The following is a 15171-nucleotide window of genomic DNA, read 5'->3' as shown; positions in this document are numbered from 1 at the left end:
GTTTTTATTAAAGGGTTATGGCGGAGTGAAAAAAACGATAAACAGGTCGTTTTTTGTGTGACCTGCGACTTGTGTCTTGTGACCTGTGACAGCGCGGATAGCGCGCTTATTCAAGCGTCAGCGTCGCCACGCAGGTCTCGCAGTCAAAATCCATGCGGAACTTATGCCCCTCTTCGTCTTCCAGGTACAGCGGCTCCACGGCTTTTCCTTTCTGGCACAGGCCCAGGCGGCGCCTTATGCAGTATTTCATGGTCATAAGGCGCTTCCCTTTCATGTCCAAGCCCTCTTCGGCCGCAAACGCTATCTCAGCCACCCCGTGACGCTTGTAAAAAGCCGCGGCTTTTGAATTTAAAACATTGCCAGTAAAATCCAGCTTTTTTGCGGGATACGGGTAATCGTTCGGTTTTATTTTTATTTCTTCGCGCTTTGCGGCTGCGGCCTGCTTAGAGAGAACCCCCAGCGTGTCGCGCCTCAGGTCGTTCAGCACCGACACGGGGATAAAAAAGGGCTTGGACAGTTTAACTTCAAGGGCCTGAAGATAATACTCGCTCTCGCCCAGTTTGGAAAGCTGTTTATTCACGGTTTCAACGGCCTGCTCCGGCTTTTTGGCAGTGACTTTTTTGGTTTTAATTTCCAGCACCGCCCCCGCGCCCAACTCGTCAATGGCTTTAAGTTTGAACCCGTCCCCGGTTTCCGAGAATTCAAGCTTGACGCCCAGTTTCCTCTGCGGCCCCTCCCGCCCCACCAGGCGGATGAACTCCCTGTCAAAATTGCGATAAATATAGGTTCCGTTCTCTATGCCTTTTAAACTTTCCGCCCTTACGCGCCCGTCTTTTACGCCGTTCACAAGCGAGCCGTCCAGCACGCCGTCTTTGTCAAAAAAAGAAATGCCGTCGCCGGGGTGCAGTTTTTCCGCGCCCTGCAGTTTAAAGGAACCGTTCTTTATCTCGTAAACGCTGCCAAGCGCCTCACCCACGAACTTCGGCGTGTCGGGCGCGGCGATATCGGCCGGATTGCCGTTGACGAAATATTCGCTGTAGCCGCGGTTGAAGGTTTTGGCGGGGTTAGGAGTAAAAGCTATAAAGCTTTTCCCATTTGAGCTTCTTTCCAGTTTTTTCTGCTCAAGGACTTTATCCAAAGCCCCCCGGTAATGCGAGACGATATTGCGCACATAAGCGCTGTCCTTCAGGCGGCCCTCTATTTTAAACGAGGTAACGCCGGCGTCAATTAGCGCGCCCAGCCGTTTCGTCAGGTTAAGGTCCTTAAGCGAGAGCAGGTGCTTGTTTTTTACTATAACATTGCTGAGCCCGTCCCGCAGGGTGTAAAGTTTGCGGCAGGGCTGGGCGCAGGCGCCCCTGTTGCCGCTGCGGCCGCCGAGCGCGAAGCTCGCGTAGCACTGCCCGCTGTAAGACACGCACAAGGCCCCGTGAATAAAGAACTCAAGCTCCACCGCGGTTTTGGCCCGTATTTTTTTTATTTCTTCTATGGAAAGCTCGCGCCCGAGTATCACCCGCTTAAAGCCGGCTTTTTCAAGGAACAGAACTTTTTCCGGAGTAGTGTTATTGGCCTGGGTGCTGGCTATCAGCGGCACCGGCGGCAGGTCCACTTCAAGCAGGCCCATGTCCTGTATGATAACGGCGTCCACTCCGGCTTCCCAAAGGCGCTTTATAAGCCTTTGTGCGCGGATAAGCTCATGGTCGGTCAAAATGGTATTTACGGCGGCGTACACCTTCGCGCCGTAGCGGCGGGAATGGGCGCAGAGCTTTTCGATATCGGCCACGGTATTGGCCGCGGCAAAGCGGGCGCCGAATTCCTCGGCGCCGATATAGACGGCGTCGGCGCCGCAGTTAATGGCGTCAAGGCCCACAGCCAGGTCCCGCGCCGGAGCAAGCAGTTCAATGGTTTTCACGGTTATATTCTAGCCTTTAGCTACAGCGGTATGCCAGAGGTAGGCTGAAGTGGAAAAAGGTACCTGGTACCTTTTTGCATTCCCTACTCTACCAGATAACTGGCACTTGGCGCGGTTTGAAAGGGGGGACTGGAACCGGGCTGAAGTAGCCTGCGCCAGTTTCCACCAACGTTTACTACAGATAGGCGTAACTGAATTTTCAATTGATCCATTGAACCAATTAAGCAAGGATCATTTGTATTTTAATACAAGCTTTTTGTAGCTCTCGGTTTGTCTTACATTAATCAGATCAGCGTCCGCTTCTATTTGAGGGATATTGGCTCGTCCTGTCTTCAAAGCCTTCTCCAGCAAATCGATGCTTTTATCCGTTTTGTTCAATAATGAATATGCCCCCGCAAGGTTGTAATAAACGAACGAATTCTCATTCTTCGTTAATTTAAGAGCTGTTTCGCAGTACTTTTCAGCCTCAACAGGGTTTTTCAACTTCATTTCACAAAGCGCGAGGCAAGAATAGGGTTCGGGATAATTGTTCACATCTTTTTCGACAGCTTTCTTCCAGTTGTCTCTGGCTTTTTCAAAATGATTTAATTGATAGTGGCTTAAACCAAGAAAGAAGTAGGGGACATCCACATTGGTCGACGCCATTGAAAGTATCTTCTCGTAAACTGGAATCGCATCGGTCCATTTTTTTGCATCAATTAAAATCCCTCCTTTAATATTGAGCGACTCTAGACTATTACCCGAGAGCTTGCACGAAATATCTGCCTGCTGCAAGGCGTCATCAAGCCTGCCGTCCTGCTTATAGAGATCAATAAGATTTCCCCTGAATTTAATTTCATCAGGCTTAAGTTCAAACCCCTTTTCGTAATACATCACTGCCTGATCCTTATCTTTATTGGATTCCCTTAAATACGCGTACATGAGATAGGCATCCCCATAAGGCACATTGAGGTCTATGGCTTTTTTTAAAGATTCTTCAGACCCTTCTTGACCCAGAGTGGCCAGACCTTTTTGAAAGTAGGCTTCGTAATCGGCGGGGTCGTTCTTAATGGCAATATCAAAATACTTGACGGCTTCCTCTTCTTTTCCCAGTCCTCTCAGGGCTATTCCGATCTGGCAGGCGCAGCCGTCGGGAATTATTTCGTTGCATTTCTTGAAATAGTCCAGGGCCTGCCGGTAATCCTTCTTCTTCATGGCTTCATTTGCGGCATTATAATATTGAAGGAATTTTTCCTTTTTGCCGGGAATTGTAATTCGCACCTTATATCGCTCAACCACTCTTTTCTCATCCTCTCCAACAGATGCTCCTTTACCGCCCAACGGTTTTCCGCACTTGGCGCAGACGTTTTTCGCCGCGCACTTGCTGCAAATTCTCATCCAGCCCTTGTAGGGGGTACCGCAACCATGGGCCCCGGATATAAAGCCGGTTTTCTTGAAGCATTCATCACATAAATGCGCAAAATCGGTCAAACGGTTGTCAGGTTCTTTGCACATATAACAATGATCTTTCCACTTTTTATGGCAGGAAGGGCAAAATGGAATCATCATTGCATTTGCTGCCTGAGCGTCGCGAATTGAAGGTGTTCCGGGAACACTGATAATAATTATTATTGCCGACAGTATCAGGCTGAATTGAATTAATTTCTTCATATTGCCTCCATTAAAGCACATTTAAATAAACTTATATCGAGTCCCCGCAGATAAGGGCGCTTATCGTTAGTTCCCCCCCCATCTGAAACTTCCGGACGCCTAAAAAAATTCGCAAAAGCATTACCCTCTCGCTATAATACAAAAAGTGAGGTGTTTTTCTGAAATTTTGAAAACCTCCCCCACTCCCGGCGGATGTCGGGCCAGTTAAGAGTTCTGGGATGGTTGGTTTAATCGCCAGCCGGGGCGGGCTCTATTTCTTCGTATAAGTCAGCCCGTGGGCCCCGCACTTTTTCCAAACGGGCCAAAGTGCGGGGCAGGTCCAGCTGGCAGTCTTCATCGGGTGGATCACAGGCTTTGGGAGCCGGTATTAATACAGGGAATTTCACGGGTAGGCCAAGGTGGGTTAAAAGTCTTACAAGCTCTTTGTCGTTGAGAATAACGGCAACCGGCTTCATTTCTAGTTTACATTTATAAATTGATTGTCAGTGCCCAGCCAGTTTTTGCACCAGCTTTTTGCATGCTCCCCTTAATTCCCTGGCCGATGATGCGTCATGGTCGTAGGACGCAGTTATTTTTCCGGTTTCCACATCAATTAAATTAACCGTGACAAAATAAATATCCAGAAGCTTGGATAATGAACCTACGGCAATAAACTGCACATTAAGTAATTTCCCCATTTGGACCGCGCATTCCTGCTCCGTACAGCCGCTGGACTGAAGTTTCTGCTCAGCCAGCACGGTTTCCATATTCGCTCTGTCCATCACATCAAACCCGCCTGCACCGACCATTTCGGTTCTAAGAAAATCCGCTACTATGGAAGCGTCCGCCTGGGAAACATTTTTGCCTGCGAAATCCGCCACAGCTATGTGAATTGTATCCCGTCCAGAGGATGGTTTAATAAGCGGCAAGACGGCTTCCGCTTCCGCTGATCCGGGCAATTCCGCCACAACCGGATACGTTTCAGCGGGGATTTTTACCGGGTATCCGCAAACCAGGCCCGAATCACATGAAACATTAAGTATGGCGGAAGCGAGCGTTTTGCCGGTTTCCACATCCGCAAGAACAAGCGCGGCATGGTACGCATCTGAAGACTTGGACATGATGCCAACAGCCGATTGCCGCACATCCAGCAACCTGCCTATATCGGCAGCGCAGTCGGTGTCGGCGCAAAGGCGGGTGTGATACTGCTTTTCAGCCAATACTCTGAGCATTTCACCCTTTTCTATAATTCGGTATGCTCCACTATTTGCCAACATGGTCCTGATAAAATTACCTATTGCCCCCGCATCTTCGTGTGGCACGTCCGCGCCAGTAATTAAGCCTACCGACGCGCTTGTCCGTTTAGTGTTTTTGGCGGATTGTTCCCTCGTGTTAAACAGCCGGTAAGCCTGCGGTAGTCCGCTTGATATCTCCAAATATACAGAAGCAAGCGTCTCTCCTTTTTCCGCCTCCGCCAGCTTCACCGAAATTACATATGTTTCCGAAGATTTGGAAACGGTTCCCACTAATAGCTGCTGCACGCCCAGCAAGCGCCCCATGGCGCTTATACATTTAGGAGTCAGGCAAGCTCGCTGGTTTATAGAAGAATCTGTCAGAACAGTATCAATATCCTCTGCCGATACGACGTTATACCGGTCGGATTCCGCGAATTCATTTTTAATAAATTTTGTTATCTGCGAAACCGCTTCCCGGGGAATTTCATCTCCGGGTAATTCCAGCACGGCAAGCCGTATTTTCCCGGCAACGCCTAGGGAGTTCAATCCGCCTCCCCCGGACTTTAGCGTTCCAGCAGGGCTTAATTCCGCACCGGCAGCAAAAATGCAAAGCGAAAGTGGCAAGACCATTAAAAAAAATTTGCGGGTGAATTTCATGTTTTATTATGTACGAGATATCATCCGGTTTTTTATCACAACCAGCTATCCCCCGAAGCCCTCCAGCGGCCTTATAGACCCAACGCCATTATAATACCAAAAAGGCAGTTGGGGAGTCTGTTTAAGGTTCTTTTATTACTTGGTTTTTATAGTCTTTTAGCAAGGCTTCTATCTGCGGGGCGTCGGGGATTTCATTTACCAACGGCGCTATCTCGTAGTCGTAATTCGAAAGTTTTTTATTACCGTCAAATCTTAGAACTATCTTGCCCGCGTGCTGCAAATTGCTGCCGGACTGGATTATTAAAGCATTCCCCGCTTTCAGCGGCTTGTTAAGCAACTCCTGCGAGTGGCCGCCTATAATCAGGTCAAACTCTTTAAATTCTTCGGCCATTTTCTTATTTACCTCAACGCCAGCGTGGGAAAGAAGTATAAGAAAATCGGCATTTTTTCCGCCTTTTAAAACTTCTTTCAAATCCCTGAACCCAATTTTATCCGTGAACGTCTCCGGGTAAAGTGAAAATGTTTCAGGGCTTATAAAAGACACGATCCGGATTTTAATACCGCCGGCAACCATGGTCTTATCCGCCTGGCCCGCTGGCAACGTGACAACACCGGAGGTAGAATCGCTTTTGTCCGCCTTCCAACCGACATTTGAGGCGATAAACGGAAGTTTCCCACTCCTGAGTACATCAATATACCCGCTGAAATAAAGGTCCTGGTCACCCACGGCTATGGCGTCATAGCCCGCCAGTCCCATGGCTTTAAGCGCTAAATCGGCCTGGGCGGCGGAAACCGCATAAGGCAGGAAATCACCCGAATCTAGCAGAATATAGCTGGGATATTTTTTGATTTGCTGTTTAAGGAAAGAAATAAGTTTAACAAAACCACCGTAGGTCTGTTTGTTAGAATAAGACGGCTCCAGGCAACCGTTAGCCGAACCGGTGAAAAAAACGGCGACTTCGGGGAGTTTCCTCCACTTTTTCGCGCTCACCTCAGCCAGCTTGTTCTTCAAGGCGGTCTTTCTTGCCTCATCATAAGCCTCGGAAACATATTCAATGGTGCCGGCGGGCGATATAATGAACACTTTGGGAACCACAAGAAAGGCCCCCCGGAATAAGTCATATTTCCGGCCTATTACCCGCGCTTTGGGATCCCACAGCACGGGAAACGGTATTTTGTGTTTTTCTACGAACCGAACCAGTTTGTCTTTATCGGCGTCAACTCCCACAAGATAGACGGCGGCGTTATATTTTGGGGCTATTTCAGCCAGATCGTTCATTTCTTTAAGGCAGCTGTCGCACCAGGTGCCGAAAAAAGAAAGAACCACCGGCTTGTCCTCGCGGAGTATATCGGAGAGCGAAATCGTTTTGCCAGTCAGGTCCGACAATTCAAAGTCAGGCGCCCTGTCACCGGGACTAAAGCCGCCCGCCCGGCAGGGCAGGCAGGATAAGGCTAATAGTCCCACAAAAATTACTTGCGGGACAATTTTTCCACTATTTTTTTGCATGCGTCTTTCAATTCTTTGGAAGATACGCCTTCGCTGTCATAAGACGCCATTATTTTGCCGGTTTCCACATCCACCACATTAACCGTTATATAATAGTTGTCCAAAAGCTTTGAGAGCGAGCCCACAAGCATCTGCTTTACATTTAGCAGTTTGCCCATTTCAACCGCGCATTGCTGCTCGGTGCAGCCGCTGTTCTGGAACTTCTGCTCGGCCAGCACGGTATCCATGTTGTTCCTGTCCATCACATTGAACAACCCTGTGGTTACCAGTTCTGTCCTTAAGAAATCGGTCACTATTGAAGCGTCCGCCTGCGACACGTTCTTGCCGCTAAAGTCCGCCACGGCCACATTCGTTCCGCCGGGGATATTTACAACTTCGGCCTGAGCAACTATCGGGCCGTTGACCGCCACAGTAGGCGCTCCCGCAGCCGCCGCGCCGGACGAATCTTTAGCTTCAAAATAATACGCATAATCATTGCCGGACGCCAGCCTTTGCATTCGAGCGTAAATAGCGCCATTCTTATTGTCGCCTGAAGAATATTCCATGGCAAACGGGCTGCCGGGAGCCTCGGCCCCGCCTTTAGTGATATGCACTTTAGGATAGCCGGCGGCCGGGGCGTCGTTATTCGCGTCCGCGTATTTCACGCGGTACACAAATGGCGTGGTGGTGTTCCCCGCGCCGGTGCTTAACCCCACGGCGACGTAATTCTCCTCACCGGTCCAGGCCAGTTCAGGAGCGGAATTTATAATTGCTTTCTCACTTATCTGCTCACTTACTCTTTTCTCTTCTTGCATACTCACTTTCGCACTTTCTTGCTCACTCACTTTCCTGGCGCCGAAAGCCCACGTAACCCCCGCCTTATGCGTTGTTCCCAAGTCTCCATAGCTTACACAAGCATAGTCAAAAGTCAGGCCCCCAAGATCAAGACCCAACCCAAAAGTGATTCCACTAAATTCGTCTTTAAGCTGCCAGCCTCCGCGTAATTTTAACAACTCGGTAAGGTTGTAAGCACCGCCAAACCCAAGGAAACTTTTACCCTCACCTTCTTTCTTTAAGTCCGCCGCGCCGGAATATTTAACGCCGGTATAAGCTACCCCGACCCGTTGTATTTTTGGTACATTGTAATCAAATATTTTTCCGCCTAAATTCTGCATTGCCGCCCCAAAACTAAGCCTGTCTAATTTATATATCGCTCCGACATCATAGGCGGTTGTAGCAGAAACCTGTCCGCCTATATTCTCGCTGTATGATTTGCCGGCAATACCAACAGCCAGGTTCCCATTCTTCCCCGCCAAGGCGACCGGGATTATTTTAGCTCCATACCCGAACTTTTCCCCTGTATCTCCCCCTAGAGAGTCATAAATCGGTTCCTCTTTCATGTTATAAAAAGTCGGCGCAATACCTATCGCCCAGTTTTTGAAAGGGTAAACAAAACCCAGCGAGTTCCCGCTTATGTCCTGCAAATATTTCTGATAAACCAACGAGACCGCGGGATGCTTTGCAAAAGCCATCCCGGCCGGATTATAGTAAAGGCCAAAAGGATCATCTGCAAGCGCGACAGAAGCATCGCCCATTCCGCCGGCACGCGGCGATACCGGCAGCTTTAGAAACACACCGCTTTCCTGGGCGGACAGGGAGCCGGCAGAAAGAATGAAAGCGAGTAAAAAAATTACTTTTTTCACTTTTTTACTCCGATTTTTCTGACTTCTTTCCCGCCGGGGTGCACATAATGCAGGAAATACACACTGGGGACAACATAGCGGCCGCTGTCATCCCTGCCGTCCCAGTCTTTCTGTATATTCCCTGAATTGGAATCGCCCTCAAAAAGCGTCCTTATAAGCTTGCCCGACAAATCATATATCTTCAGCGAGACCCTGCCCGCCGCCGGGACATTAAATTTAACCTTTGAAGTCCCGCCGGTTTTTGGGTTAAACAAATTGTCCCCCATAGTGGTTTTGTAATTCCCATGTTGTTGCACAACTTCAGCCACATCAGGGGAATCCACTGAATTTAGTGGCGAACCAGAGGCCATATTGCTGTGTATATCCTGCGCCTCAAAATAATAAGTGTAATCCGTTCCCACAGCAGCCAGTGTTTTTAGATAGGTGTAAATCGCTCCGGTATTATAGGCCCCTGAAACAAAAGTCATCGTAAACGGACTGCCGGATATATCCGTGCCGCTCTTTTCAATGTGCACTTTCGGATAGCCGCTCAAAGGGGCGTCATTATCCGCGTCCGTGTATTTCACGCGGTACACAAAACTTGTCAAAGTATCTCCGGTTTCGGGGTTAAGACCGTCAGCAGTGTAATCTCTTTCGTTGGTCCAGGCAAGCGTTGGAGGACTATTGCCTAATGACACATCCGGCGCGTCCACAGAAGATGTCGGTGTCCCTGTGGCGGTGGCGCCGATGGAATCCAGCGCTTCAAAGTAATAGGTATAATCCGTTCCCACCGCCAGTGTCTTTGAATAGTTATAGATTGCCCCGGTATTATAGGCACCTGAAACAAAAGTCATTGTAAACGGACTGCCGGATATTTCAGTGCCACCCTTTTTGATATGCACTTTCGGGTATCCGCTTCCGGGCGCGTCATTATCCGCGTCAGTGTATTTCACGTGATATGCAAAACTTGTCGCTGTGTCACCACTTTCCGGGTTAAGGCCGTCGGCAATATAATTGCTCTCGCCAGTCCAGGCAAGCGTGGGTACGCTGTTGCCAGCCGCAACCGTAGTGGTGGACCCAAGCGCTGTGTAAGCCGTTATTATCCCGTTGCCGTTTATGGCTGCTACGCAGGCGTAATAAACAGTGTTAGCCGAGAGGCCCGGTAAAACCGCGCTAAGATTATAAGTATCGGAAGACGCCGCCACCGTGCCAAAGGCTGAATTAACGGACGCCTGAGCCCGGTATAAGGTTGTGCCGACGGGATTGTTGTTTTGAGTCCAGTTAACTGTGATGGCGTTTAAATTTACACCTGTAAACGCCGGCGTTGCGGTGATAGGGACTGCGGCTAGGGTGTATGTGGAAACCGTCGGGCTTTCGGCTGTCTCCACACCGCTGGCATCGCGGGCTTTGGCGGTGAAGCTGTATTGCGTGTTGGGGCTTAAACCGGTAAACGAAGATGCCACGCCGGGGTCGTATTCTTCATTGGTATTCAAGTAACTACTACCATATCCCCCCACCGCATACAGTTTGCCGCCTATTACTCCGACTGACAAAGCATAACGGTCAGTCAGCATTGTCGCTTTTGTCGCCCAGGTATTAAACGCGGGGTCATACTCCTCGTTGATATTTAAGTGACTTACATTCCATCCCCCCACCGCATACAGTTTGCCGCCTATTACTCCGACTGACAAAGCATTACGGGCCGTCGGCATTGCCGCTTTTGTAATCCAGGTATTGGCCGCGGGGTCGTACGCCTCATTGGTGTTTTTGTACTCCGCATTATAATATCCACCCACTGCATACAGCTTACCACCTATTACTCCGGCAGACAAATAACCACGGGCCGTGGGCATTACGGCTTTTGTCGCCCAGGTATTAGACACAGGATCATACTCCTCATTGGTATTTAAGATAGTATTTCCACTATTTATCTCTCCCCCCACGGCATAAAGCTTGCCACTTATTACTCCGACTGCGAGCCAATCGCGGGCCGTTGGCATTACAGCTTTTGCAACCCAGACATTGCCGTTCCGCCAGGTTGAATAAATCCCGTCCTTCGCCACATTAACGCCTGACAAGCCTGTTTCAAGCCCGGTGAACCCGGTTGAAACGTAGCCAGAAGCGGTTATTGAATTACTGGAAACCTCATCAAAGTAAATACCTGTCGGCGTTGTCATAGCCGAGGACGAAGTTAAAGTCTTGGTTGACCCAAACACAGTATAAGTCGTTATTATCCCGTTGCCGTTTATGGCCGCTACGCGGGCGTAATAGACAGTGTTAGCCGATAGGCCCGGTAAAACCGCGCTAAGATTATAAGTATCGGAAGACGCCGCCACCGTGCCAAAGGCTGAATCAACGGACGCCTGAGCCCGGTATAAGGTTGTGCCGACGGGATTGTTGTTTTGAGTCCAGTTAACTGTGATGGCGTTTAAATTTACACCTGTAAACGCCGGCGTTGCGGCGATAGGGACGGCAGCCAGCGTGTAAGTGGAAACCGTCGGGCTTTCGGCTGTCTCAACACCGCTGGCATCGCGTGCTTTGGCTTTGAAACTGTATTGCGTATTGGGCGTCAGCCCGGTGAATGATAACGCCACGCCGGGGTTATACTCTTCGTTAGGACCCTGCCCACCCACGGCATACAGTTTGCCACCTATAACTCCGGCTGACAAAGTATAGCGAGCCGTAGGCATTACCGCTTTGGCCGCCCAAGTATTGGCCACGGGGTCATACTCTTCATTTGTATCCAATAAATTCACAGTATATCCCCCCACGGCATACAGCTTGCCGCCTATTACGCCAGATGACAAACCATAACGGGCTGTGGGCATTACCGCTTTTGTCGTCCAGGTATTGGATACGGGGTTATACTCCTCGTTGGCACTCAAATAACTGCTGCTACCATTAATAGTTCCCCCTGTTGCATATAGCTTGCCGCCTATTACTCCGGCAGACAATTGATAACGGGCTGTGGGCATTGACGCTTTGGTCGCCCAAGTATTAGAAGCGGGGTCATACTCCTCGTTGGTATCTAACATACTCCCAAGACTATATCCCCCTATGACATAAAGCCTGCCGTCTATTACGCCTGCAGACACCAAACCACGGGCCGTGGGCATCCCAGCTTTTGTGGTCCAGCTATTGGCCGTGGGGTCATACTCTTCGTTGGTACTCAAGGCAGGATGTCCCCCAACCATATATAGCTTACCGCCTATTACTCCCGCAGACAATCCTAGTCGGGGCGTGGGCATTGACGCTTTGGTCGCCCAAGTATTAGAAGCGGGGTCATACTCCTCGTTAGCATTATTGGCGCCACCCTGCCCCCCCACCACATACAGCTTACCACCTATTACGCCTGCAGCCAAATCACGACGGTCTGTGGGCATTACTGCTTTTGTCGTCCATTTATTGCCGTTCCGCCAAGTTGAATAAATCCCGTCCTTCGCCACATTAACGCCTGACAAGCCTGTTTCAAGCCCGGTGAACCCGGTTGAAACGTAGCCAGAAGCGGTTATTGAATTACTGGAAACCTCATCAAAGTAAATACCCGTCGGCGCTGTCATACCCGAGGACGAAGTTAAAGTCTTGGTTGATCCCAGCACCAGCCAGGAATAGTCTGTTACCCCCAACGTATTATAAGTCTGCGCGCGGAAATAATAAGTGATACCGGACGATAAACCGGAAGTGGTAAGTTGTAAGGAATAAGTAACAGAAGAAGAAGAAACACCGGAAAAATCGGATGCCGTTGAAATTTGAATTTTATAGCTAGCGCCGGTGCCATTGAACCCGCCAGCCGCCGTGCCGGAGGACCAGTTTACTGTAATACTGGAGACATAAACAGCCACAAACGGTTGACCACTCGCCGGCATGGCAACAGCCGCCAAAGTATAAGTGGAAACTGTCGGGCTTTCGACTGTCTCTACGCCGGCGGCATCGCGTGCTTTGGCTTTAAAACTGTATTGTGTATTGGGTGCCAGACCGGTAAACGATGACGCCACGCCGGGGTCATATTCTTCGTTGGTATTCAAGTAACCACCGTTCTCTCCCCCCACCGCATACAACTTGCCGCCTATTATCCCGGATGACAAATGCTGACGAGTTGTGGGCATCACCGCTTTTGTCGCCCAGGTATTGGCTATGGGGTCGTATTCTTCATTGATATTTAATACACCACTATTATTGTCTCCCCCCACGATATATAGCTTACCGCCTATTACTCCGACTGACAATCTTTGACGGGCCGTTGGCATTATTGCTTTTGTCGCCCATGTATTGGCCGCGGGGTCATACTCCTCGTTGGTATTCACAACATTAGCAGGACTAATCTCTCCCCCAACGGCATACAGTTTGCCACCTATTACCCCGGCAGACAGCATCTGACGGGCCGTGGGCATTATTGCTTTTATCATCCAGGTATTGGCCGCGGGGTCATACTCTTCATTGGTATTCAAGTAAATACCGTTCAATCCTCCCACTGCATACAATTTGCCGCCTATTACGCCAACAGACAAACCGTTACGGGCCGTCGGCATTACCGCTTTTGTCGCCCATGTATTGGCCGTAGGGTCATACTCCTCGTTAACATTTAAGTTGCTTCCATTAGCACCCCCCACGGCATACAGCTTGCCTCCTATTACCCCAACAGACAGCATCTGACGGGGCGTGGGCATTACTGCTTTTGTAGCCCAGGTATTAGCCACAGGGTCATACTCCTCGTTAATATTCAAGTAACCACCATTCGATCCTCCCACGGCATACAGTTTGCCACCTATTATCCCGGCAGAAAAAACATTACGTGCTGTGGGCATTGCCGCCTTTGTGGTCCATTTATTGCCGTTCCGCCAGGTTGAATAAATCCCGTCCTTCGCCACGTTTACGCCTGATAAACCTGTTTCAAGTCCGCTGAACGCGGGCGTAGCGGCGTAACCGGAAGCCGTTATTGAAGTGCTTGAAACCTCATCAAAGTAAATACCCGTCGGCGTTTCAACCAAAGTCCTGGTTGAGCCGAGCGTTTTGTAAGCTGTTATTATCCCGTTACCATTTATAGCCGCCACGCGGGTGTAATAAGTGGTATTGCCCGAAAGACCGGTTAATATTGCATTGATGTTATAAGTATCGGACGATGCCGCCACCAATCCGAAGGCCGAATCAGTGGACGCCTGCGCCCGGTATAAGGTAGTGCCGGCTGGATTGTTGCTTAATGTCCACTGAACCGTCAGCGAACTGGCATATACCGAAGTAAACGCTTGCACTGCCGCGCCAGGAATGGCGGCCAGCGTGTAAGTGGAAACCGTCGGGCTTTCGGCTGTCTCCACGCCGGCCGCATCGCGTGCCTTGGCGTTGAAGCTGTACTGCGTGTTCGGCGTCAGGCCGGTAAACAAAGCCTCCACGCCGGGGTCGTACTCCTCGTTGGTATTTAAGTCACCATTCAACCCCCCCACGGCAGACAGCTTGCCGCCTACCACTCCAACTGAAAAGTATTCACGGGCCGTGGGCATTACTGCTTTTGTACTCCACGTATTCGCCCACGGGTCATACTCTTCGTTGTTATTTAAAAAACCCGGATTCGCCCCCCCCATGGCATACAGCTTGCCGCCTATTACAGCCACTGACAAATTATAACGAGCCGTGGACATTACTGCTTTTGTACTCCAAGTATTGCTCGCGGGGTCGTATTCCTCGTTGGTATTTAAGTATCCCCCATTATTTCCCCCCACGGCATACAACTTGCCGCTTATTACTCCGGCTGCCAAACCCGCGCGGGTCGTAGGTATAGGGGCTTTTGTGCTCCACGTATTGCTCACGGGGTCATACTCCTCGGTATTAGGGGAACTCCCACCCGCCCCCCCTAAGGCATACAGCTTGCCACCTATTGCTCCAACTGACAATGTCTCCCGGGCCGTGGGCATTCCCGCTTTTGTCGCCCAAGTATTGGAAGCGGGGTCGTACTCCTCGTTGGTATTCAAGAGATTCCCATTATTTCCCCCTACTGCATAAAGTTTGCCGCCTATTACTCCGGCTGACAAATACACACGGGCCGTGGGCATTACCGCTTTTGTCGCCCAAGTATTGGATGCAGGGTCATACTCCTCATTGGTATTTCCCATACCACCACTAACACTTCCACCTACTACATACAGTTTGCCGCCTATTACTCCGGCTGCCAAGCCATAACGTGCCGTCGGCATTGCCGCCTTTGTCGTCCATTTATTGCCGTTTCGCCAGGTTGAATAGGTTCCGTTTATCGCCACGTTTACACCGGCCAAACCCGTTTCAAGCCCAGTGAACCCGGTCGAAACGTAGCCAGAAGCCGTTATTGAGTTACTGGAAACCTCGTCAAAATAAATACCCGTCGGCGTTTCAACCGCATATGAATTTACCGCAAAAATTATACAGCCGCAAAAACCCGACAAGAGAATTTTTGCGGCTAGCCTGCGAAACGAGAATAGGAGGATGTTTCTGAAATTCTTAATTATTGCCATACATTCTCATTAAAAACCCAAACCCCTGCCTAAATAGATAAACGCAAACAAAAAAACAATGATTTCACAATTACTATCCCCCAAAGACACGGAA

6 protein-coding genes are annotated in these 15171 nt (G+C 49.8%); all 6 read right to left on the bottom strand.

Annotation, left to right across the window (positions count from 1 at the left end; genetic code table 11):
- Nucleotides 1-106: 106 nt before the first annotated feature.
- Nucleotides 107-1909 carry a U32 family peptidase gene (locus NTX59_05430; GenBank protein MCX5785109.1) on the bottom strand — a complete coding sequence of 601 codons (1803 nt, stop codon included), beginning with the start codon at nucleotides 1907-1909 and terminating at the stop codon, nucleotides 107-109.
- A gap of 231 nt (nucleotides 1910-2140) precedes the next feature.
- Complete coding sequence (locus NTX59_05425) at nucleotides 2141-3559, bottom strand: tetratricopeptide repeat protein (protein MCX5785108.1); 1419 nt, start codon at nucleotides 3557-3559, stop codon at nucleotides 2141-2143.
- A 482-nt stretch (nucleotides 3560-4041) separates the two neighbouring features.
- Nucleotides 4042-5319, bottom strand: a complete 1278-nt coding sequence (locus tag NTX59_05420) for a hypothetical protein (GenBank protein ID MCX5785107.1) — start codon at nucleotides 5317-5319, stop codon at nucleotides 4042-4044.
- Between the two features lie 232 nt (nucleotides 5320-5551).
- Complete coding sequence (locus NTX59_05415) at nucleotides 5552-6937, bottom strand: redoxin domain-containing protein (protein ID MCX5785106.1); 1386 nt, start codon at nucleotides 6935-6937, stop codon at nucleotides 5552-5554.
- On the bottom strand, nucleotides 6901-8619 hold the full coding sequence (locus tag NTX59_05410; protein MCX5785105.1) for a PorV/PorQ family protein: 1719 nt from the start codon (nucleotides 8617-8619) through the stop codon (nucleotides 6901-6903). Before NTX59_05410 ends, NTX59_05415 begins: the two co-directional genes overlap by 37 nt.
- Nucleotides 8616-15077: a hypothetical protein gene (locus NTX59_05405; protein MCX5785104.1), complete on the bottom strand. Its 6462-nt coding sequence runs from the start codon at nucleotides 15075-15077 to the stop codon at nucleotides 8616-8618. The genes NTX59_05410 and NTX59_05405 overlap by 4 nt, the downstream gene beginning before the upstream one ends.
- Nucleotides 15078-15171 lie beyond the last annotated feature (94 nt).

This window comes from Elusimicrobiota bacterium (assembly GCA_026388155.1).
GTDB lineage: Bacteria > Elusimicrobiota > Elusimicrobia > Elusimicrobiales > UBA9959 > UBA9634.
Note: the sequence above shows the minus strand (reverse complement) of the source record. Positions and strands in the feature narration are given on the sequence as shown.